Raw genomic sequence first — 20,964 nt, forward strand, 5'->3', positions numbered from 1 at the left:
CGAACCGAACTGTCTAGACGTCTTTTCGACGTCGGTAAATAACTTTCGTTAAATCAGAGCCTCCATGTATTTTGACAACTCTGTAACCACTCTTCGGGAGATTCCACAGATGTCGCCGACCGACGCTTTCATCGACTCATCTAAAATCTAACTCGTCTGCTGACGGAGCTTGCGACGACATGTTCGTCCTGATCGTTAGCATACAGTACCCCGCACGGCGTTTCCGAATCCTTTTTGGGATATTTCCGCAACTAGTGAAAGATGAATACGACCAGAACGCTCTCTCGGTTCTCCCTTGCTGTTCCCGTGACGCATTTCACAAAACTGACGACCTGCACGGATTCGGCGAGAGCGACGGTACGAATAGCCGACCAGAAGTCATGGTGAGGCTGCTCCCGAGACGCCTGCACGAGGCAGTCGAGCGACTGTCCAACCGACTTGAGAGAGTGGTCGGCGGTCAGTACGTCGTCATCGGCGCGGTCATCGTCAGTACGTTCTTCATCGGCTTCGGCGGCGGCGTGATTTTCCCTATCTTGCCGAATCTCGGTGCAGTCCTCGGCATCTCCCCGTTTCTGGTCGGGATAATTCTGAGCGCAAATCGATTCTCGCGGCTGCTCGCGAACGCACCGGCCGGGAGTCTCGTAGACCGAATCGGAACGAGAAAACCGTTCGTCATCGGCATGTTCGTGCAGGGGTTCGCCACCTTCGGGTACGTGTTCGCCATGCTCGCACCGATGCCTGAAGCGTGGTTCATGGTCGCTCGCCTCCTTTGGGGCGTCGGAAGCGCGCTCGTCTTTGCAACCGCCTACACGATTGCCGCCGACGTTAGCGACGGCGGCTCTCGTGGAGCGAACATGGGACTCATCAGGGGTGGCGTCCTCTTCGGATTCCCGACTGGTGTGGTGATAGGCGGCGTCGTGAGCGAACTCTCGGGAACCGTCGTCGCCTTCGCCGTCGCCACCGTCTTCGCCTTTTTCGCCAGCATTGTCGCCTACGTGACGGTTCCCGAAACGCACGTCGAGGGTGGAATAGACAAGTCGGTCAAACCGTGGGACATCAACACGAGCCTCCCAGCGCTCACGGTCGGTTTGGTGAACTTCGCCGTCCTGTTCGTCTACATTGGCGCGCTGTTCGCCACGCTCGTCGTCTTCCTCGACCAGAATCAGCTCAGCGTCTTCGGGTTCGACGCGCAGGGGTCGTCGGGCATTTTCATGGGTATTACCGTCGTCGCCGCGGGCGTGTCGATGTACTTCGGCGGTTACGTGAGCGACCGCAAACAGTCACGTGTTCCGATACTTCTTTGTTTTCTGGGTGCTACGTCGCTCGGATTCGTTCTCTTCACCCTCGCGGATTCGATACCGACCTTGGTCATCGCCTGTCTGTTCGTCGGTATCGGACAGGGCGGAACGAGCGGCCCGCTGATGGCACTCTTGGGCGACCTCGTCCCCGACGGCGAGATGGGGCGCGCCGTGGGAACGAACAACGTCTTCGGCGATATTGGCGGCGGATTCGGCCCAATCGTTACACTTCCGCTGGTCGAGAGCATCGGCTTCGAGCCTATTTACCTCTCCTGTGCCGTTCTTCCGCTGGTTGCGGCGATTATCCTCCTCGGTGGTGTCCGCCGAGAAACTGGCGACTTCCTCCCGAGCGTCGAGTCGTAAATCGTCATCCGCGGCGCTCACGCTCACTGCAATCGGCTGTCAGTAACCTCTCCTCTCGGTGGTGTTGTACGGTCGGCATCAACGACTGCCAGAAACGGGTTAAGGCTATAGGGCGACTACCGTTGTCATGCCAATCGAGGACATCGCGCAGTTCACAATCGAATCCGTACAGGTTCTCTCCGAAGAGGGAACCGTCGATGAAGATCTCGTCCCCTCATTGACCGACGACCAACTACTGGAGATGTACGAACAGATGAAACGCTCGCGTCGCCTTGACGAGCGGGCTATCTCGCTACAGCGTCGCGGCGAATTGGGAACCTACGCCCCCGCTATCGGACAGGAGGCGGCACAGGTCGCCAGCGCGTTCGCCTTGGCGGACGAGGACTGGGTCGTTCCATCATTCCGTGAGCAAACCGCGCTCTTGGTTCGCGGTATTCCGCCGCATCAAATCCTCTGGTATGCACTGGGAATGGAAGAGGGGGCCGAAATTCCGGAGGGCGAACACGCATTTCCACCGGCCATTCCCGTCGGAACCCAACCACTCCACGCCGTCGGGGTCGGCTGGGGGGAGGCATTACAGGGCCGGTCGAACGTCGCGATTACGTATTTTGGAGATGGCGCGACCAGCGAGGGAGACGTTTACGAGGCACTCAATTTCGCCGGGGTCTACGACGCTCAGACCGTTTTCGTCTGCCAAAACAACCGATACGCCATTTCGACGCGGCTCGCGAATCAAACCGCCGCGGAGACGCTCGCACAGAAGGCCGTCGCGGCGGGAATCGACGGTGTCCGCGTTGACGGCAACGACGTTCTGGCCGTCTATCGCGTCGCACAGGACGCCATCGAGAAGGCTCGAAACGGGGAACCGACGCTCATCGAGGCACTCACGTATCGCCGTTCGATGCACACGACGTCCGACGACCCGTCCGTCTACCGGGAGGCCCAAGAGGAAGAGGAGTGGGAGGCACGCGACCCAATCGTTCGTTTTCAAGTGTACCTGATGGACCAGGGGATTCTCGACGAGGAGACAAAATCCGAAATCGACGAGCGTATCGAAACCGAACTCGGCGACGCAATCGACCGGGCAAAGGCGGGACGCGAGGCAATCGACCCGGCGGACATGTTCCGGTTCGCATACGAGGAGATACCAGCGGAAGTCGAACGGCAGTTCGAAGCGTTCGAGGGTGGTACGCATGGCTGAACGACTCAGGATGATAGAGGCCGTTCGAGAGACGTTGCGGTCGGAGTTGGAACGCGACGATGACGTCGTCGTTTACGGGGAGGATGTTGGTCGCGCTGGCGGGGTGTTCCGAGCGACTGAAGGACTCGTTCACGACTATCCAAATCGCGTGTTCGACGCGCCTGTCGCGGAGGCCGGAATCGTCGGCGTCGGCGTAGGGCTCGCCGCAACTGGAATGCGGCCGGTTCCGGAAATCCAGTTCCAGAGCTTTCTGTACCAAGGATTTCATCAACTCGCTCAACACGTCGCACGCATTCGAAGTCGAACCCGAGGAACGATCGCATGTCCGATGACGATACGAACGCCCTACGGAGGTGGTATTCATGCGCTGGAACTACACTCCGAGAGCTTCGAGGCAGGATTCGCCCACGTTCCGGGTTTGAAAGTCGTCTTCCCCTCGTCGCCGGCGGAGACAAAAGGCCTGCTCACGGCTGCCATCCGCCATCCTGACCCTGTCATTTTCATGGAGCCAACCCGTCTGTACCGGTCGTTCCGCGAGGAAGTTCCCGACGAACACGAAATTCCGCTGGGCGAGGCACGGGTCGTTGACCCCGGCGAGGACCTTACGGTCATCGCGTGGGGTTCGATGTTGCACGAGACGCTCGACGCCGTTGAAACTGTTGACGCGGACGTGGAGGTTGTTGATCCTCGAACGCTGTATCCCCTCGATACGGAGACGATTGTCGATTCGGTACAGAAAACAGGGCGCTGTGTCGTCGTTCACGAAGCACCGATGACCGCCGGGATGGGCGCAGAAATCGTGGCCCGAATTACTGAGGAGGCGTTTTTCTATCTCGAAGCACCGATGGAGCGAGTGACTGGGTACGACGTACCGTTTCCAATGTTCGCGCGGGAAGACGACTATCTGCCCGATGCCGACCGAATTGCGGCAGGAATCCGCCGAACTCTCGACTTTGGGTGAATTCGGGATGCGGTGTCGGAAATGACCATCGTGGATTCGAACCTTCACTTTCTGTACTACGCTTTAGAACCCTCCGACCGAATTTGATATAGCGACATTTAATTTATAGTTTGAAAGACGGCTGTTTCAAGCCCTAAACCCCCTACTTTCGCGACTTCTATTGAATGGCCATCCACTTCCGCTTAGAACCGTAATGAGAAGTGAATTGCCCCCTGGTCGATGCTGTCGGCGAAGCACGAGACGTAATTCCAAAGAGAAGGATTCTACAGGTTACGGGATTTTCCGTGCACGATACGAGGAAGGCTCGTATCGTTTGGACATCGAATCAGATGCGAGAGGTGACCGAACCGGCGAGCGGTATTCTACGGTTGCAGAGCATTGTCGGCAAACGTAAGAACGGACCGTATTCACGGACATCTCTTCGAACGTAAGTATCGCTTCCCACCTCTCTCGGCACTTCGTATTTAGACAAAATTTGGCACAAATCGTTTAGCTTGTCGAACAGTACTGTGGACATGGTAGACTCGGAACAGGAGGACGAAGAGACAGTTCGAGACGCTGTCGAAAGCGCGCGAAGCGGTGCTCCTGCCGTCGGAGCAGTCGTGCGAGATCGGTTTTCGTCCGACGAAATCTTTCAGCGGATTATCGCCGCTGCCGACGAAGAAGTCACTTCGAGTTCCCGTGAACTGTTTTTCAGCGCGCTCGCGGGTGGTTTTGCTATCACGATTACGTTCTTACTGTACTCCTCTATGTCGGCGACGATGGACGGCGACCCGCTTTTGAGCGTCCTCCTGTACCCTCTCGGATTTATCTATATCATCATCGGTGGCTACCAACTGTACACTGAAAACACGCTCCCGCCGGTTGCACTAACGTTAGAGCGACTCGCCAGCATTCCAGAGTTGCTTCGCCACTGGCTCATCGTCCTCAGTGGTAACTTCGCGGGCGGTGCCATCGGTGCGGTCGCGCTCACGTGGGGGGATGTTTTCTCTCCTGAGGCGAAAAGGGCGGCCTTGAGCCACGCTGAACACGGTATCGAGACGCCAGTGGCATCACTGTTTGCGAAGGCGGTCTTTGCCGGACTCATCGTCGCCGGTGTCGTTTGGGTGGTGTACGCCTCCCGTGATACGATTTCCCGGCTCGTGGTTATCTACCTGGCATTCCTTGCGATTCCACTCGGTGACCTCTTTCACGTCGTCGTCTCCTTCACGGAATTGGTGTACTTGGTTCTCGCAGGGGACGTTGGACTCTCCATCGGAATAACGCAGTTCGTCGGGCCGGTACTGCTCGGCAACACTGTTGGCGGCGTCGTACTAGTGACAGTCGTCAACTATTTCCAAACGAGCGAACGCCGACTCGAATCGGCGCGGTTCGAAGGGGTCGACCGCCAACTGTCGATTCGAGAGTGGTTGTTCGGCACGCTCGTGGGTCGGTCGTACGTTTCGATGATAGACACCAGCGAGGCGGTTGTTGACGACGATACATATCGAATACTGGTTCCAATCGGCAATCCCCGCACCGAGTCAGAAATCGTAAATCTGGCGTGCATCCTCGCTAGCGAACGTCCGTCCGCGGTCATCCACGCGGTTCACATCGTGCAGACGCCACCTCGTGCGTCGATGAGCTACGACCACAATCAGCGAGAGCGAATCATTACGGAATCAAACGAACTCATGGAAAGCGTCCGTGAAATCGTGGATTCTTACGATGTGTCGTATGAGTCATCGACGGTCGTTTCCCATCGCTCGTTTCAAGAGGTGTTTACGACGACCGAACGCGAACGGGCCGACCTCGTCGTTATGGGATGGGGAACCGACCGGCCGTGGGGAGATGCTCGCGCAGAGCGGCCGATAGACGAGTTGACGAGTCGGCTTCCCTGTGATTTTCTCGTACTCAAAGACCGTGGATTCGACGCCTCGAAAATCCTGCTGCCGACCGCAGGAGGGCCAGATTCGGTGTTGGGTGCCGAGGTTGCACGAGCATGCAGATCTGTTCTCGGCTCGACAATTACCGTACTGCACGTCGTAGACAGTCCCAACGAGCACGAATCGGGTGAACAGTTTCTCGCCGAGTGGGCCGCAGATAACGATTTAGGCGATGCCGAACTCGTAGTCGACGATTCGGGTGACGTTGGAGACGCAATCTGTCGTGAATCGAGAGAACACTCGTTGGTAATCGTCGGCGCAACCGAAAAAGGACTCCTCTCGCGACTCGTAACCGAGTCCCTCCATTTCGACGTTCTCAACGAGGTCGATTGTTCCGTGGTGCTCGCGGAGCGTCCCGACAGTCGAACGATATTCGAACGGCTGTTCGGCGACTAATTATACGATTTACTGCTGTACTGGCCGTTGAGAGTGCGATACCTGAGTGAGTCCTGCGAGCAACAAACCGAGGGCGATAATTAGCTGGCGACCATGCAATCGTTCGTGAACCGTCGTTTCTTCATTATCGGACTGTTCGGAGTCCTCGCGACACTCTGGGGATTTTCGTTTCTGGCGATCTCCGTCGGACTCGAATCGCTCGAACCGATTCTCTTCGCGGCGTTCCGGTACGACATCGCTGCGATTCTGTTACTGGGGTATGCAGCGTATGGCGATTCCGTGTGGCGTCCGACCGACAAATCAAACGCCGGTGCCGTCCTCGCGGGCGGCGTCTTTCTCGTTGGCGCGAATGCGTTCCTCTTTATCGGCCAACAGACCGTTGCCAGTGGAATGGCCGCCATCCTCCAGAGCCTTCTTCCAATCATGACGTCGCTATGGGCGGTCGGACTCCTCCCTGAAGAGCGCGTCTCGGCAACAGATGCGGCCGGTATCGTGCTGGGATTCATCGGTGTCGGCCTCATCATCCGCCCGAATCCGGCAAACTTGCTCGGAACCGATGTCGTCGGCCGACTGCTAATCTTTGTTCAGGTCACGGGCGTGGCGCTCGGGGGTGTTCTCATTCAGCGATTCGAACCAACCCTCGACAAGGCCGCACTCTCAGGCTGGTCGATGTTCACGGGCGGCCTCCTTCTCCACATCGTCAGCACCAGCACTGGGGAGGCGTTCTCACTCCCGACTGGTGTTAGAAGTGGTGCCGCCGTCGCGTATCTCGGAATCTTCGCTACAGCCATCGCCTTTTTGATTTATTTTACACTCCTCGACGTTCGGGGCGCGCTCGAAACGTCTCTCGTCTCTTATCTGATACCCATCGTCGCAACTGTCGTCGGCGTCGTCGTGTTAGAAGAGTCGATAACGTCACTCACCATCGTCGGATTCTTCGTCGTTTTCACCGGGTTCGTCCTGCTCAAGCGGCGAGATATTGCCGACGTGGTAGCTGGAGCGACGTGAGAGGAGAACACGCGAAACGGTAGAATTGCGGCACATTTTTCTCTCCGCTCTCCTTCGACCTCCTCCTTGCCTGAAAGCGAACGCTTATATGGTACTCATTCGCACGCTATCGCATGCCTGCGGCCCGTTGTCGTCACTGCGGTTCGGAAATGCTCTGTTCGACCTACCCGAAAGCGACGAAGTGGTACCACGACCATCTTCGGAAAAATCACCCGAAGGCTTGGCTCCGCGCGTAGCGGCGGTTGATGGGTGAGAGCCCCGTTCGACTGGTTTCGTCCCCTCGGCCAATTCGTTCAGTGAACGCTCAGTTCGTCGTCTTCTGCCACTTCGTCGCTGGCCCACCGAAGGGTGAAGCTAACGCTTTCTTCGGCACCCGACTCCATCAGTGAGGAGTCCGAATCGACGGCGACACTGAACGAGAGCATCTCGGGTGGGTTCACGGTTGCGCTGTCGTTGCCGACGAGAATCGTGACTTTCTCCGAACTGCGTGTCTCGGACGGTTGTTCCGTCCCGTCATCCACCGAGTCCGTCGGGGACGCAGTCTCGGCGGAGTGAGACGTTCGACCACCCGACTCGGTGAGGGACGCTTCGTTCGCGTCCAGTTTGGTCGCGAACTCACGAAGGTACGACGCGATTTCAGACCGGCTTTTTTCAAACTCGGCTTCAAGTTCTGCCATACGGCTTAACGCAACGTATTTTCCGATAACCGGCTTGGTTGCTGTGGCAAGTCGTTTTTATTACAGAATGCGCAACCGCGGACGAGCCGCGTAGATTAATTTTCCCCGCTCACTCCGTTCGCACCGTCGTTCAGCGAACGCTCGAACCAACCGGACGGAAACGAACTCACGAAATACACACAATCCGTTTGTGTCGTACACAAAAAGGTTAAACAATATCCGGTTGAGCACTAGAGTGACGTTGTCATGCCACAAGCCGTTTTCGACAAAAGCGAATACGAACGGCGGATAGAGCGGACGAAAGAACGAATGCGCGAAGCGGAGTTGGACGCACTCGTCGTTTCCGACCCGGCGAACATGAACTACCTCGCGGGATACGACGGCTGGTCGTTCTACGTCCATCAGGCCGTTATCGTCACTCACGACCGCGACGAACCAGTTTGGATTGGACGAGAGATGGACGCGAACGGCGCACGCGCAACGACGTGGCTTTCCGAGGAGAACATTCGCTCGTACAGCGACGACCACGTTCAGTCGCCGTACGACCTTCACCCAATGGACTTCTTCGCCGCGATATTGGAAGAACTCGACGCCGACGATGCTCGCATCGGCGTCGAGATGGACGCCTACTACTTCACCGCGAAATCCTACACTCGCCTCCAGAAGAACCTCCCCGACGCCGAGTTCGACGACGCCACACTTCTCGTCAACTGGGTTCGAATCATCAAATCCGAACCGGAGTTGGAGTTCATGCGACAGGCCGCCCGCATCTCCGAAAACGCGATGCAGGCCGGACTCGATGCGGTCGGCGAAGGTGTCCCCGAATACGAAGTCGCGGCCGAAATCTACGACGGCCTCATCAGAGGAACGGACGAGTTCGGCGGCGACTACCCCTCTATCGTTCCCCTGATGCCGTCCGGCGACCACACCGGTACGCCACATCTCACGTGGACCGACCGCCCCTTCGAGCGCGGCGACCCCGTCATCATCGAACTCTCCGGTTGTCGAAATCGGTACCACTCCCCGTTGGCGCGAACGACCTTCGTCGGTGACCCACCCGAGGAGATGCAACGCAGGGCGGAAATCGTCGTCGAAGGACTCGAAGCGGCGCTCGACCACGTCGAACCCGGTGTCACCGCCGAATCCGTCGAGCGAGCGTGGCGCGACGTTATCGAGAAGTACGACATCGTGAAAGAGGACCGAATCGGCTACTCGATGGGACTCGGCTACCCGCCGGACTGGGGCGAACATACAGCCAGTCTCCGCCCCGGTGACGAAACGGTGCTCGAAGAGAACATGACGTTCCACTCGATTCCCGGACTCTGGTTCGACGACTTCGGCGTCGAACTCAGCGAGACGTTCCGCGTCACCGCGAACGGTGTCGAAGTGCTGGCCGAGTTCCCACGGGAACTGTTCTCCACCTGACGGCTCTTTTTCTCACTTTTCGCCTCAGCGCGACATCACCTCGTTTCGTCAGTCGGACTCCGGAGCGAGAACTTGGTTGTCCAGCGTCTCGCCGTCGGCGAGACGCTGGACGTTTTCGGCGACGATGTCAGCAAGACGCTCCCAGTGTCGCGGCGTGTGTCCGCCAGTGTGGGGCGTGACGAGACAGTTTTCGAGATTCCAGAGCGGATGGTCTTCCGGTAGTGGTTCGGGGTCGGTCACGTCGAGCGCCGCCCCGCGAATCGCGTTCGACCGAAGCGCGGAGACGAGCGCGTCAGTATCGACGATAGAGCCGCGTGCGGTGTTGACGAGGACGGCGTTCGTGGGGAGTGTTGCGAACTCCGATTCCCCGACGAGGCCGCGCGTCGTCTCGGTGAGCGGGCAGGCGATGACGACGTACTCGCTTCGGGAAAAAGCGTCGTGGATGGCGTCCTCCTCGAAGCCGACGACTTCGTCCGTCGGGCCGCCTTTCTCCGGCGAGTACCGGACACCGATAGTCTCCACGTCGAAGCCCTGTAGGCGTTGAACCACGGCCTTTCCGATAGAGCCTAGCCCGACGACCGTAACGGTGCTATCGGTGAGTTCACCGGATTGAAAATGCCGCCACTCGGCGCGTTGCTTGCGCCGCCAGCCTTCGTGGAGGCGGCGCGCGAAGACGAGCATATTGCCGATGGCTTGCTCGGCGATTCCGGGGGCGTGGATTCCGCCAGCGTTCGTTACGGCGATGCCGCGCTCTGCGAAGGCGTCCATCGGGACGTGGTCGGTTCCGGCGAAAGTGCACGCGAACAGTTCGAGTTGCTCGGCGCGCGCGAGGAGGTTTTCGTCAACCGTGATGCCCGTGACGACCCGCGCGTCGGTGACGAGTTCACGCTCCTGTTTTGGCGTCCGAGCGAGCGCGACCGTTCGGTCGGGAAGGCGTTCGCGCAACTCCTCGGCGTACGATTCCATCGAGAGTCCTTCGGTCCCCTCGCGGAGGACGACTACATCCGGATTTGTACTCATTCTTTCACCACCGCGTCAGCTGACGCGAATCGATAATAGAATCATTGTCACTGTCCACCTTAGCCCTTTGTGTAGTCGATGTCCACGAAAAGCGTTTACAATTAAGTGTATTGAGGGTGTCACTGTCACACATGGCTGAATCGATACGAGAACGTCTCTCCGATGTTCGGCGCGAGTTCCACCGCTATCCGGAGCCCGCGTGGTGCGAGTTCCACACGACTCACCGACTCGTCGAAGAACTACGCGCAATCGGCGTCGACGAACTCGCCGTCGGAACCGAAGTGTACGATAGCGACGACCGGATGGCCGTTCCCGAAACGGACGAAATAGAACGCTGGTACGAAACGGCGCTCGAACGGGGTGCCGACTCCGGCCTCCTCGACGAAATGGCGGGCGGAAATACGGGCGTCGTCGCCGTCCTCGATAGGGGTTCCGGGCCGACGGTCGGACTCCGAGTGGACATCGACGCCCTGTTCATTGAGGAATCGACCGCGGACGACCACGCACCTGCGGCAGGAGGGTACCGGTCTGAAGGCGACGGAACCATGCACGCTTGCGGACACGACGCCCACATGACGTGGGGACTCGCCACCCTCGAAGCTATCAAGGAGAGCGACTTCGACGGGAAACTCGTCGTCTTCTTCCAACCCGCCGAGGAGGTGTCGGGCGGCGGCCACCCGATGGCTGAAAGCCGGTTCGCGGACGACCTCGACTACCTCTTCGCCGTTCACGTCGGTCTCGACCACCCAACCGGCGAAGTCGTCGCCGGTATCGAGCGACCGCTCGCCATGTGCCACCTCGACGTGACGTTCGAGGGAACGTCGGCGCACGCGGGGAAAGCGCCGGAGAAGGGGGACAACGCGATGCAGGCGCTCGGTACCGCAATTCAGAATGCCTACGCCATTCCCCGCCATTCGGAGGGGATGACCCGTGTAAACCTCGGAAAGGCAGAAGCGGGCACCGCGAGCAACATCATCGCCGAACGGGCGCACGTCGCGGCGGAGGCGCGCGGGGAAACGACCGAACTCAAAGAGTACATGAAATCCCGCCTGACGAGGACGCTCAAATCCGCCGCCGAGATGCATGGTTGCGACGCGGACATCGACGTGGTGAGCGAGTCCCCTCGTGCAGACAGTGACCCGGAACTCGTGGAGGTGGTGGCGGACGTAGCCCGCGGTGTCGAGGGCGTGGATTCGGTCGTCCCGACCGCGGATTTCGGTGCCAGCGAAGATGCGACGTTTCTGATGGAACGGGTACAGGAAGAAGGCGGTTTGGCGACGTATCTCATCGTCGGCACCGACCACCCGACGAGTCACCACACCCCGACGTTCGACGTGGACGAGCGGAGTCTCAAAATCGGCGTCGAGGTGCTGACGAACTCGATACTCGCCGTCGCGCCGAACGAGCGATGAGTTCCGACGGGTCGAACGACGGCATTTCGGACGCCGACGAGATTCCGGCCGCGGAGGAGGTCGTCACGCTCGCCGACGTGGAAGCCGCTCGGAACCGCCTCGAAGACGTGGTTCACTGCACGCCCCTCGACCGTTCGACGACGTTCGCGGAGCGAAGCGGAGCGGCGTCGGTCGGACTCAAACTGGAGAACATGCAGCGAACCGGGTCGTTCAAAATCCGCGGCGCGTACAACGCGATGGCCCAACTTTCGCCTGCGGAGTGCGAGCGCGGCGTCGTCGCGTCGAGTGCAGGCAATCACGCCCAAGGAGTCGCCTTTGCGGGCCAACTGCTCGACATCGAGACGACCATCGTCGTCCCCGAGGTAACTCCATCCGCGAAGCGGGAGGCGACCCGCGGGTACGGCGCCGAGGTCGTCGTCTCCGGCGACATCTACGAACGCTCCTACGAGCACGCCCTCGACCTCGCCGACGAGGACGAACTGACGTTCGTCCATCCGTTCAACGACGAGAGGATAATCGCCGGACAGGGAACGGTCGGCCTCGAACTGCTCGAACAGTTTCCCGAACTGGACACCGTCCTCGTCTCCATCGGTGGCGGTGGTCTGATTTCCGGCATCGCGACCGTACTCAAGGCCCACGACCCGGATTTCCGGGTCGTGGGCGTCCAGCCAGAGGGGGCGTTCCACGCCAAACCGTCGCTCGAACGCGGCGAAATCCACGAACTGTCGGACGTGAACACCGTCGCGGAGGGAATCGCCGACGCGCGCTTGTTGGAGAAAAGCTTCGCCGTCGTCCGCGAGCGCGTGGACGACGTGGTCAGCGTCAGCGACCGGGAGATGAGCGTCGCCGTGACGCTCCTCGCCGAGCGCGCAAAAACCGTCGCCGAGACTGCTGGCGCAGCGCCGCTCGCGGCGCTACTCTCCGGCGCGGTGGACGTGGAGGGTGAGAACGTCGCCGTCGTCGTCTCCGGCGGAAACGTGAACCTCGCGGAGCACGCCGAACTGACGCGCACAGGACGGATGGAACTCGGGCGATACGCCGAGGCACGCCTCGGCGTTGACGACTGGCCGACGGTTCTCGACATCCTCGCGGCGACGGTCGAACGTCACGGCGCAGAACTCGACGTGCTGGAGCGCGCTCGCCGCACCGCCGCAGACGACCCGAATCGAACGCCCGTGATTGTCGGTGTGGAGGGAAGCGGGCCAGACCATCTTTCGGACGTACTGAATGCGTTGGACGAACGGGACGAAATTTCGGTCGGGAACAGTACGATGGACTGACGAGGTTTTTCAGGTGCTCAGGCCGCCTCGATGGCGTCGTTCAGAATGCTGATGCCGAGTTCGATTTCGCGCTCGGTCGAATCCAGCGGCGGGAGCAGGCGGATGGTTTTCTCGCCGCATCCGAGGGTGAGCATTCCCCGTTTTACTGCCTCTCTGACGACCGAATCGCGTCGCTCCGCCGTGTCGAATTCCACGGCGAGCATCAGCCCTTTTCCGCGCACGTCGTCGACTTTCGGGGAGTCGCCGTCACGAAGTAGCTCTTTGGCCTGCCGACCGCGTTCGGTCGCGTTTTCGAGCAGGTCGTACTCTTCGATAGCCTCCAGCGTGAGCGCACCCTGCATCGACGACAGGAGGTCGCCGCCGCCGAACGTCGAACCTAACCGATTCTTCTCCGAGGGAAAGACGTCCGAGCGCGAAATGGTCGCACCGACGCGGAGGGCTTTCGCGCTAGCGATAACGTCGGGTTCGATTGGGTAGTGGTCGGATGCCCACATTTTTCCGGTTCGACCGACGCCGGACTGGATTTCGTCCACGACGAGGGGAATGTCATACGTCTCACAGACATCGTCCACTTCGGCCATGAATTCGGTGCTCGGGAACCGATAGCCGCCGACGCCTTGTATCGGTTCGACGGCGAGGAACGCCACCTCGTCGGGGTTGACGTGGCCACCCTCGGGTTGAAGCGCGTTCCGAAACTGTGAGCCGTCTCCCGCGAAGAACCCGCAGTCGCAGGTTTCGGCGGTGCAGTCGCGGTCGTCGCAGAACGGTATCGTGCGAACTCCGGCGATTTCGGGGTAGTGGCGCGTGTAGACTTCGTTCGAGCGGGTGATAGAGAGGGTGCCCAGCGTCCGGCCGTGAAAGCTCCCGTCGAACGCGAAGGCGTATTTGGCAGGGGGATTCCGGTCGTGGGTTATCTTCATCGCGTTTTCCATCGCCTCTGCGCCGGAGTTCGAGAGAAAGACGGTGTCCATCCCGTACTGACTGGAGACGGAAACGAGCGTTTCGACGAGGTGGCTAGACGCCGGGAAATCGGCGGTTTCCGGACTCTCTCCGGCACCAAAATACATATCCTGTCCGGCGATTTTCATCGGTTCGACCAACGAAAACTCGCGGAGTTTTTCGAGAATTTTCTCGTTGTTGTATCCGAGCGGTGCGGCACCGATGTGACAGGTAAAATCGAGGAGGACGTTGCCGTCCACGTCGGAGACGAACGGCCCGTCCGCCTCGCCCGTCACGTCCCAGACGAACTCGTGTGAGAACTCGCTCGGTGCCGCGTGCATATGGTGGAACTCGATCCACTGCCGCGCGTTCTTCCCCGGAAACACGCCAACGTCGGGAAGTGCAGTGTCCCTATCCATATACAGCAATCGTTGATGCAGTACATAAAAACTTGGTAAAAGAGAAATCAAACGAGGTGGTCGCATCGCTGTTTGAGCACTCTTCGATAGTGAGTACGCCTTGTCGAAATTTCGAAAGAAGAGAGCTACAGTCAGGCGGAGAAACCGGGCGTAGATACCATCTACCGAGCCCAGAACCCGTCGATTCGTCTCGAATAGTCCCGAATAGTTCGGTCGTGAGGGAGCAGTAATTTTCCCTTCGACGAAAAATGTACTATTTTAGTCGTCGTCCTGCCCGACTACCGGATGACCTGTCGGTTCGTCATCCTTCGTGGGCGAACCGAACAGTTGCGTTTCCTCCTGTAAGAGCACGCTTCCGTATTCGTCTTGGAACGTTCTGATGAGGCCGAGAACGGTCACCGTACAAACGACGAGGAACGGGCCGCCGGTCGTAATCGCGGCGGCCTGAAGTGCGTCGGCACCGCCGATAACCATCAGGATGGACGCGACTGCACCCTGCAGAAGCGCCCAAAAGATGCGGTTGACGGACGACGGGTGTTCTTTTCCGCCGGTCGTCATCATCGAAACCGCGAGCGTCGAGGAGTCCGCCGACGTGACGAAGAACGTCGTCACGAGGATGAGGAATCCCAAGAGGAGAAGTTGGCCGAGTGGAAGCGCACCGTACAGGATGTACCCGGAGACGGCGGAACCGAGGTCGGGATTACTAATCGGGCCGAGGGCGTTTACGGCACCAGTGTGCTGTAGCCAGACGCCGGTTCCGCCGAGAATCACGAACCACGGGATAGTCGCCAGCGCGGTCGCGCCGATGCCGGTGAATGCGACTTCTCGAACCGAGCGACCGCGCGAGATTCGCGCAATAAACAGTCCCGCGAACGGTGACCACGCAAGTGGCCATGCCCAATAAAACACCGTCCAAGAGTTCGTCCACTTATCGGCACTCCGTTGGGTCACTTCGGTGAACAGGCTCATCTGGAAGAAATCACCGATGAAACCGCCGATGGCCTGTGTTCCGATTTCGAGGATGAAGAAGGTCGGGCCGACGATGAGCGTACCGATCATCAACACGAAAAAGAGCACCATGTTGAAGTTCGACAGCCGACGGATACCACGGTCAACACCGAACAGGAGTGACGTGGTGAAGATGACGGTCATTCCCGTGATGATAGCGATGGTTCCGGCGTCGCCCAGTTCGATACCCCATTGATACTGCAATCCGGTGAGGAACTGACTTCCAATGAATCCCAGCGAGGTTGCGACACCGCCGAGCGTGGCGAACACCGCGAGAATGTCGATGAGCGTTCCCCAGAAGCCATCGACGTTGTCGGCTCCGAGGAAGGGCGTCAGCATGGCGGAAACGCGGAGCGGCGCGCCGTAGTTGTAGACGAAGTAGCCGATACCGAGACCCATCACGGTGAAACACGACCACTGAGTGAGACTCCAGTGAAACAGCGAATACTGTACCGCGATAGGCATCGCCGCTGCGGACTGGTCTGCTGCGTTGTACAGTGGTGGAACGCTCCCGTAGTGTGTGAGTGCCTCGGCAGGTCCCCAGAAGACGATACCCGCCGCGAGTCCGGCGGAGTACATCATCGAAAAGTAGGCGAAATAGCTGTATTCGGGCGGTTCATCGCCCAATTTGAGCTTTCCCCACGGCCCGAGGATGAGGTACCCAAGGAAGAGGACGAATCCGAGCATGCCGACGAGGAACGCCCAACTGAAGTGAGCGAGCATGAAGTCCTGAATCGCATAGACGATTTCTGCCGCCGTGTTAGGGTCGTATGCGAAAATCGCCACGAATAGGAGCGTGATTCCCGCGCCGAACGCGAAGATGGTCGGTTCGATTTCCTCGAAGAACTCGGAGAACGCATCCGATTTGTCGGCGTTGCTCACGCGAAATCACCTCCGTCGAACCCGTGACTTCGCACAGCGTCGTCCATCGCCGAATACGTCGCGGCGGCAGAGTGGCATTTAAGCCGAACTCTGAGGTGTTCCTCCGGCGGTACCCCGCTCCGTCCGAACCGTTCGCATCTGTGTATGCTATCGTTCATGGATTACCCCCATTCGCCATGCTGTATGATGACGTTCCTCATGATAGTCGTGAAATATCGTGATAAAAGTTACGCTTATTGAATCCTATGAATACAGAATACGTTTACAAAATCAGGTTCGGAACGCTATCTGTATATATCTATAACAGTATACCTGTTTGTCACTTGTTGTCTGCGAGAACACGCTGACGAAAGCCATTAGACCATGAACTTTTGATATGATATAGTGGATTTAAAATTGACCGCAAACGGTCGCCGAGCCCAATTCACATCACTTCGTCGTCGGTACGAAGGGGTAACAGAACCCGAGTAACTGTTCGACCGACAAAAGCCGAATTGGGGACTTCGCAACCCTTAATCAGAGCCATACACAAAATCTGTATATGAGTAACCATTCCGATGCTACCGAGTTCCCGAACGAACTCGCCTATTCCGCCGACAGGGACAGAGGCATTCTCACGCCGAGCGATAGGGAGTTCCTCATCGGACGAAAATCGGATTACACCGAACACTCGAAAAAGCAGAAACGAAACCGAATCCGCCGCCGCCTCCGCAACGCCATTCTCGACTGTACGATTCTGTTCGAACACCTTGAACACCGCGACCGAGAAACCGTCTTCAATCCCGACGACGACGCCAGAGACGCTTACACGCGGGGAATCACCGATATGCTCGCGTTCCTCCATCTCGGGACGATGGGCTACTACACGCCGTTCAAGGACATGCTCGGGCAGGGTGTCAACAAAGCAGAACAGGAGTTGGCAGGGTCGGACTACCGGATGGTGAACGTGGAGTTCAACGTCGACCCGGTCGGACAAATCGACGTAGACGAAGTCATCGACAAACTCGAATTTGGCGACTTCGAAGATATAACCGACGAAGAACTCCGCGTATTCGTTCGCCTACTCGCCGAGTCGGAGGATTTCTCGGCAACGTCCATGCGCTCGGATATGAAAGAACAGATGAGCGAGTTCATCGAGAAAATCAACGCCGCGGCAGCACAACGCGACCAGCGCGTCGAAGAGCTGAACGACTGATTTTCGCCCTCAGCCGAGAGACGCTATCGCGTCCATCTCGATACGAACGTCTCCCGGCAGGCGAGCGACTTCGACGCAGACCCTCGCAGGTTGGTTCTCCGAGAATCGTGCGCCGTAGGCCTCGTTGACTTCGTCGTAGTCGTCTAAATCGGTCAGATAAACGGTTACTTTGACCACGTCGGCGAGTCCGTCGCCGCCCGCCTCGTTGACGACGGCGGCGACGTTGTCTAGCACTTGATTGGTCTGGGTTCGGATGTCGCCCGCAACATCGTCGCCGGTTTCGGGGTCAACCGGGCCGTATCCGGACACGTACACCGTCTCGCCAGCGCGGACACCTTGTGAGTACGGATTGTCGTTACGCGGTGCGTCGTCCGTTACGATTGGGTCGGTGTCGCTCATGGTCGCTGTTCTATATGATGGTGGAAATCCGGTTCACGCGGTCTGCTGTTCGGTGGTCGTCTGCCGAATGCCCTCGACGATGATGTCCATCGCCGTCTCGGCCAATTCTTCGGTGATAACCAACGGCGGGAGGAGGCGGAGAACGTTCCCGTGTCGTCCGGCTTTCCAGACGAGGACGCCGTGTTCGTAGCAGTACTGCTGGACGGCTTTGACGGTCGCTTTGTCCGGATTTCCGTTCGCATCCACGAACTCGGCGCCGACGAACAGTCCCTTCCCTCGAACCTCGCCGATACTATCCGTTTCCGCTGCAACATCGCGCAGGCGGTCGCGGATGGTCGTTCCGAGTTCTCGCCCGTGAGCGAGCAGGTCGTGGTCTTGAATGTACTCTATCGCTCGCGTTCCGGCGCGCATCGCCACGACGTGGCCGCGGTAGGTTCCCGCGTGGTCGCCCGACCCCCACGTGTCGAAGTCCTCGTGATACATCGTCGCGGAGAGCGGGAACCCGATACCACCGAGCGCTTTGGCCGTCGTCATCGCGTCCGGGGTGACGTCGTACCACTCGCTCGCCCACCACTGCCCGGAGCGACCGAGGCCGCTCTGAATCTCGTCGAAGACGAGCAGCACGTCGTTGTCGTCGGCGATTTCTCGCAATCCTGTGAGAAATCCCTCGGGCGGTGCGATGACGCCGCCTTCGCCTTGAATCGGTTCGACGAAGATGCCCGCCGGATTCGCCAACCCGCCGTATGGGTCTTCGAGAATCGCCCGCACCTCTTCGAGCGCGTGGTCAACCGCTTCTTCCGGCGTTTTGTCCTGGCCGAACGGGTGCGGATACGGAGCGTGGACAACGTCCGAGAGAAGCGGCGTGTAATGTCCTTTGAAACTCTTGTTTCCGGTGAGACTCATCGCGCCGCTGGTCGCACCATGATACGCGCCGCGGAAGGCGATAAGACCGTCTCCGCCCGTGTTGTACTTGGCGAGTTTTATCGCGGCCTCGACGGCGTCGCTCCCAGTCGGGCCGCCGAAGACGACTCGATTGTTCCCTTGCAGTTCGCCGGGAGCAATCTCGTCGAGTTTTTCGATGAGTTCGAGACGCACCTCGGTCGGAAAGTCAACGGTGTGAACGAACTTATCGGTCTGTTCGTGTACCGCATCGAGAACGTAGGGATTCGAGTGCCCCACGTTCAACACGCCGATGCCGGCGAACATGTCGATGTACGTATTTCCGTCGGCGTCCCGAACCGTCGCACCTTTGCCCGATTCGAACGCGACTGGGATGTCTTCGGGATAGGCAACTGCGCTGCTATCTATCTCTCGTTGCTTTTCCAGCAATGCCCGCGTGTTCGGTCCGGGAACGGTATCGACGTTCGGCGCATCCTCGTAGTGTAGTTGGTCGATTGGTGGACCGGCCGTCATATGCCATACCATGTGAAACGATTATATATAGGTTGTCCACGGATTTTATGGAAAATATACACAGATTTTGTATTCGGAAATCGAACTGATTCCACACTGGCTGCTTTCGGGCGCTGTTCTTCCGCGCCTCCCTCGACCGACTGCCCGACTAACGAGGCGTGAGTCCGACGCCGTCGGCCAGCAGTTCGTGAGACTGAACTCCGTCGTCGTGGTCGGCGACGACGTGTTGAATCATCACCTCGTCAACCCCGACGCGGTCGGAAAGTTGCTCCAACAGACCGGCGAGCGTCTCCGGACTTCCGGAAATCGCCCGCGGCCATTCGTCGGAATCGAGCGTCGCGGGGGTTTGCTCGGGGACGCCGCCGAGTTCGTCGATAGACTCTTCGATTGACGGCGTGGTTCCGACGACGCCACGTCGCATCCGTTTGTACGACGCTTCGGCCACCGCTCGAAGCCGCGCCGCTTTTCCGTCGGTTTCGGCACAAATCGCGTTCACCGCAATCATCCCGTTCGGGTTCTCGGTGCTTCCGGCCAGCCGCGACGGTCGGAACTGTTCCCGGTACACTTCGAATGCGCGGGTGGCGAACTGCGGTCGAATGAACGCCGCAAAACAGTACCGCAGGCCGAGTTTGCCTGCGAGCGCCGCGCTCGACGGACTCGACCCGAGAACCCACGGAACTGGTGCATCTTCGCCCGAGCGTGGAATTTCCAAGTCGCTGTAGTCGTGCCCGTCGGGGTAGTCGTCGTAGAGGTGATTGACGACGGCCTCGATTTTCTCGGCGTGGTCTTCGTCCGGATTCTGCACGTGGCGCTCGGTTCCGAGGGCGCGGTCGGCGGCCGGAGAACCGTTCGCCCGGCCGAGGCCCGCGTCGATACGCCCGGGTGCGAGCGAATCCAGCGCGCCGAACGATTCCGCGACCTTGAACGGGCTATAATGGTTGAGCAACACCGCACCCGACCCGAGTCGAATGGAATCGGTTTCGGCGGCGAGATGGCCGAGCAGCACCTCGGGCGTCGTCCCCGCGAGGGTGCCTGCCATCCCGTGGTGTTCGGCGACCCAGAATCGGGAGTAGCCGAGCCGTTCCGCCTGTTGGGCGGCCGCAACCGTGTTCGCGTAGGCGTCGGTCGCAGTGCCATCGTCGGGAACTGGCGAGAGGTCAACGACAGAGAGATTCACATCCGGTTTCGGAGATTGCAAAGGATAACGGTTTGGCTAGCAGCAGTTTCTCGCTGCAAATTCCTGTCCGAAGCCTCGGTCTGTGACATGGCGTTACTGGAGTCTAATAAACTATATCGGGCGCAGTAACCGTGCCAAATTCTTTTGTCAGTAGCTGGCATACCTGTGACGATGCTCGCACATTTTCACCAGTACCAACACGAACAGGTCGAATCCGGAAATCGGACGGCAGGGGAATCACAAACCGAGGATTCGGTGAACAAAGATGCAGAGGAGTACTTCGGCAAGAGCATGAGCGAGTTCGACGCCAACGTCTGGGAGACGGTCGAACACGAAGGCAATCCGATTCAGCGCCGAGCTATCACCATCGACGAAGTCGTCGCCATCTCCGTTCCGGAGGAACCGACCGACGACGACCCCGACCTCCCCGGTCAGACGATTCAGGTTCGAACTGGCGGCGACGAGACGGTTATCCCACAGGCAGAAATCGTAGAAGTGCAGGACACCAATCCGGAGGAAACCTAAACCCTTCCTCTCTCCCAATCGAGTTGAAATCGTCCCGCCTC

Annotated in this window: 18 protein-coding genes; 10 read left to right on the plus strand and 8 right to left on the minus strand. The window is 59.0% G+C overall.

Features of this window, described 5'->3' with window-relative positions:
• The first annotated feature begins 380 nt into the window (after positions 1 to 380).
• The 5 genes from BW974_RS18995 (at position 381) to BW974_RS19015 (ending at position 7,152) form a co-directional block, all read left to right on the plus strand.
• Positions 381 to 1,661 (plus strand): MFS transporter, encoded by a 1,281-nt coding sequence (locus BW974_RS18995; RefSeq protein WP_084186399.1) that lies wholly within the window; start codon positions 381 to 383, stop codon positions 1,659 to 1,661.
• Positions 1,662 to 1,788: 127 nt separating this feature from the next.
• Positions 1,789 to 2,862 (plus strand): pyruvate dehydrogenase (acetyl-transferring) E1 component subunit alpha, encoded by a 1,074-nt coding sequence (pdhA, locus tag BW974_RS19000; protein WP_076431886.1) that lies wholly within the window; start codon positions 1,789 to 1,791, stop codon positions 2,860 to 2,862.
• Positions 2,855 to 3,823, plus strand: coding sequence for an alpha-ketoacid dehydrogenase subunit beta (locus BW974_RS19005; RefSeq protein WP_076431887.1), 969 nt, complete (start codon positions 2,855 to 2,857; stop codon positions 3,821 to 3,823). The genes pdhA and BW974_RS19005 overlap by 8 nt, the downstream gene beginning before the upstream one ends.
• 515 nt (positions 3,824 to 4,338) lie before the next feature.
• Complete coding sequence (locus tag BW974_RS19010; protein ID WP_076431889.1) at positions 4,339 to 6,144, plus strand: formate/nitrite transporter family protein; 1,806 nt, start codon at positions 4,339 to 4,341, stop codon at positions 6,142 to 6,144.
• A 93-nt stretch (positions 6,145 to 6,237) separates the two neighbouring features.
• A complete protein-coding gene (locus BW974_RS19015) occupies positions 6,238 to 7,152 on the plus strand; it encodes a DMT family transporter (RefSeq protein ID WP_076431891.1) in 915 nt (304 codons plus the stop codon).
• 293 nt (positions 7,153 to 7,445) lie between these two features.
• Here the strand turns inward: BW974_RS19015 and BW974_RS19020 are convergent, their stop codons facing one another.
• Entirely contained in the window at positions 7,446 to 7,829 is a 384-nt protein-coding gene (locus BW974_RS19020) for a hypothetical protein (protein ID WP_076431893.1), read from the minus strand.
• A 246-nt stretch (positions 7,830 to 8,075) separates the two neighbouring features.
• Between BW974_RS19020 and BW974_RS19025 the strand changes: the two genes are divergently transcribed.
• A complete protein-coding gene (locus tag BW974_RS19025) occupies positions 8,076 to 9,254 on the plus strand; it encodes a M24 family metallopeptidase (protein WP_076431895.1) in 1,179 nt (392 codons plus the stop codon).
• Positions 9,255 to 9,302: 48 nt separating this feature from the next.
• Here the strand turns inward: BW974_RS19025 and BW974_RS19030 are convergent, their stop codons facing one another.
• The gene (locus BW974_RS19030) at positions 9,303 to 10,274 is read right to left on the minus strand and encodes a D-2-hydroxyacid dehydrogenase (RefSeq protein ID WP_076431897.1); all 972 of its coding nucleotides are present in this window, start codon (positions 10,272 to 10,274) and stop codon (positions 9,303 to 9,305) included.
• 131 nt (positions 10,275 to 10,405) lie between these two features.
• On the opposite strand from BW974_RS19030, the gene BW974_RS19035 reads away from it, so the two are divergent.
• Positions 10,406 to 11,686 (plus strand): amidohydrolase, encoded by a 1,281-nt coding sequence (locus BW974_RS19035; RefSeq protein WP_076431899.1) that lies wholly within the window; start codon positions 10,406 to 10,408, stop codon positions 11,684 to 11,686.
• Positions 11,683 to 12,966, plus strand: coding sequence for a threonine ammonia-lyase (gene ilvA / locus BW974_RS19040; protein WP_076431901.1), 1,284 nt, complete (start codon positions 11,683 to 11,685; stop codon positions 12,964 to 12,966). The genes BW974_RS19035 and ilvA overlap by 4 nt, the downstream gene beginning before the upstream one ends.
• A 17-nt stretch (positions 12,967 to 12,983) precedes the next feature.
• On the opposite strand, the gene BW974_RS19045 is transcribed toward ilvA, so the two are convergent.
• The 3 genes from BW974_RS19045 to BW974_RS25855 all read right to left on the minus strand — a co-directional run bounded on the left by BW974_RS19045 (position 12,984) and on the right by BW974_RS25855 (position 16,372).
• Positions 12,984 to 14,324 carry an aminotransferase class III-fold pyridoxal phosphate-dependent enzyme gene (locus BW974_RS19045; protein ID WP_076431903.1) on the minus strand — a complete coding sequence of 447 codons (1,341 nt, stop codon included), beginning with the start codon at positions 14,322 to 14,324 and terminating at the stop codon, positions 12,984 to 12,986.
• Positions 14,325 to 14,582: 258 nt separating this feature from the next.
• Positions 14,583 to 16,214, minus strand: a complete 1,632-nt coding sequence (locus BW974_RS19050) for a BCCT family transporter (protein ID WP_076431905.1) — start codon at positions 16,212 to 16,214, stop codon at positions 14,583 to 14,585.
• Complete coding sequence (locus BW974_RS25855; RefSeq protein WP_175609745.1) at positions 16,211 to 16,372, minus strand: hypothetical protein; 162 nt, start codon at positions 16,370 to 16,372, stop codon at positions 16,211 to 16,213. Before BW974_RS25855 ends, BW974_RS19050 begins: the two co-directional genes overlap by 4 nt.
• A gap of 383 nt (positions 16,373 to 16,755) precedes the next feature.
• On the opposite strand from BW974_RS25855, the gene BW974_RS19055 reads away from it, so the two are divergent.
• Positions 16,756 to 17,409 (plus strand): DUF8102 family protein, encoded by a 654-nt coding sequence (locus BW974_RS19055; protein ID WP_076431908.1) that lies wholly within the window; start codon positions 16,756 to 16,758, stop codon positions 17,407 to 17,409.
• 9 nt (positions 17,410 to 17,418) lie between these two features.
• Here BW974_RS19055 and BW974_RS19060 read toward each other — a convergent pair whose 3' ends face one another.
• The 3 genes from BW974_RS19060 to BW974_RS19070 form a co-directional block, all read right to left on the minus strand.
• Positions 17,419 to 17,808, minus strand: a complete 390-nt coding sequence (locus BW974_RS19060) for a Rid family detoxifying hydrolase (RefSeq protein ID WP_076431910.1) — start codon at positions 17,806 to 17,808, stop codon at positions 17,419 to 17,421.
• Positions 17,809 to 17,841: 33 nt separating this feature from the next.
• The gene (locus BW974_RS19065) at positions 17,842 to 19,221 is read right to left on the minus strand and encodes an aspartate aminotransferase family protein (protein ID WP_076431913.1); all 1,380 of its coding nucleotides are present in this window, start codon (positions 19,219 to 19,221) and stop codon (positions 17,842 to 17,844) included.
• Between the two features lie 148 nt (positions 19,222 to 19,369).
• Positions 19,370 to 20,398 carry an LLM class flavin-dependent oxidoreductase gene (locus BW974_RS19070; protein WP_076431915.1) on the minus strand — a complete coding sequence of 343 codons (1,029 nt, stop codon included), beginning with the start codon at positions 20,396 to 20,398 and terminating at the stop codon, positions 19,370 to 19,372.
• A gap of 171 nt (positions 20,399 to 20,569) precedes the next feature.
• Here BW974_RS19070 and BW974_RS19075 point away from each other — a divergent pair, with 171 nt between their 5' ends.
• A complete protein-coding gene (locus BW974_RS19075; protein WP_076431917.1) occupies positions 20,570 to 20,923 on the plus strand; it encodes a hypothetical protein in 354 nt (117 codons plus the stop codon).
• The last annotated feature ends 41 nt before the right edge of the window (positions 20,924 to 20,964 follow it).

Source organism: Haladaptatus litoreus, from assembly GCF_900156425.1.
GTDB lineage: Archaea > Halobacteriota > Halobacteria > Halobacteriales > Haladaptataceae > Haladaptatus > Haladaptatus litoreus.

Coding starts and splice junctions, on each gene's coding strand:
- BW974_RS19065 (WP_076431913.1), bottom strand. CDS start 19,221: ATGACGGCCGGTCCACCAATCGACCAACTACACTACGAGGATGCGCCG.
- BW974_RS19030 (WP_076431897.1), bottom strand. CDS start 10,274: ATGAGTACAAATCCGGATGTAGTCGTCCTCCGCGAGGGGACCGAAGGA.
- BW974_RS19075 (WP_076431917.1), top strand. CDS start 20,570: ATGCTCGCACATTTTCACCAGTACCAACACGAACAGGTCGAATCCGGA.
- BW974_RS19035 (WP_076431899.1), top strand. CDS start 10,406: ATGGCTGAATCGATACGAGAACGTCTCTCCGATGTTCGGCGCGAGTTC.
- pdhA (WP_076431886.1), top strand. CDS start 1,789: ATGCCAATCGAGGACATCGCGCAGTTCACAATCGAATCCGTACAGGTT.
- BW974_RS19020 (WP_076431893.1), bottom strand. CDS start 7,829: ATGGCAGAACTTGAAGCCGAGTTTGAAAAAAGCCGGTCTGAAATCGCG.
- ilvA (WP_076431901.1), top strand. CDS start 11,683: ATGAGTTCCGACGGGTCGAACGACGGCATTTCGGACGCCGACGAGATT.
- BW974_RS19055 (WP_076431908.1), top strand. CDS start 16,756: ATGAGTAACCATTCCGATGCTACCGAGTTCCCGAACGAACTCGCCTAT.
- BW974_RS19005 (WP_076431887.1), top strand. CDS start 2,855: ATGGCTGAACGACTCAGGATGATAGAGGCCGTTCGAGAGACGTTGCGG.
- BW974_RS19015 (WP_076431891.1), top strand. CDS start 6,238: ATGCAATCGTTCGTGAACCGTCGTTTCTTCATTATCGGACTGTTCGGA.
- BW974_RS19025 (WP_076431895.1), top strand. CDS start 8,076: ATGCCACAAGCCGTTTTCGACAAAAGCGAATACGAACGGCGGATAGAG.
- BW974_RS18995 (WP_084186399.1), top strand. CDS start 381: ATGGTGAGGCTGCTCCCGAGACGCCTGCACGAGGCAGTCGAGCGACTG.
- BW974_RS19010 (WP_076431889.1), top strand. CDS start 4,339: ATGGTAGACTCGGAACAGGAGGACGAAGAGACAGTTCGAGACGCTGTC.
- BW974_RS19045 (WP_076431903.1), bottom strand. CDS start 14,324: ATGGATAGGGACACTGCACTTCCCGACGTTGGCGTGTTTCCGGGGAAG.
- BW974_RS25855 (WP_175609745.1), bottom strand. CDS start 16,372: ATGAACGATAGCATACACAGATGCGAACGGTTCGGACGGAGCGGGGTA.
- BW974_RS19060 (WP_076431910.1), bottom strand. CDS start 17,808: ATGAGCGACACCGACCCAATCGTAACGGACGACGCACCGCGTAACGAC.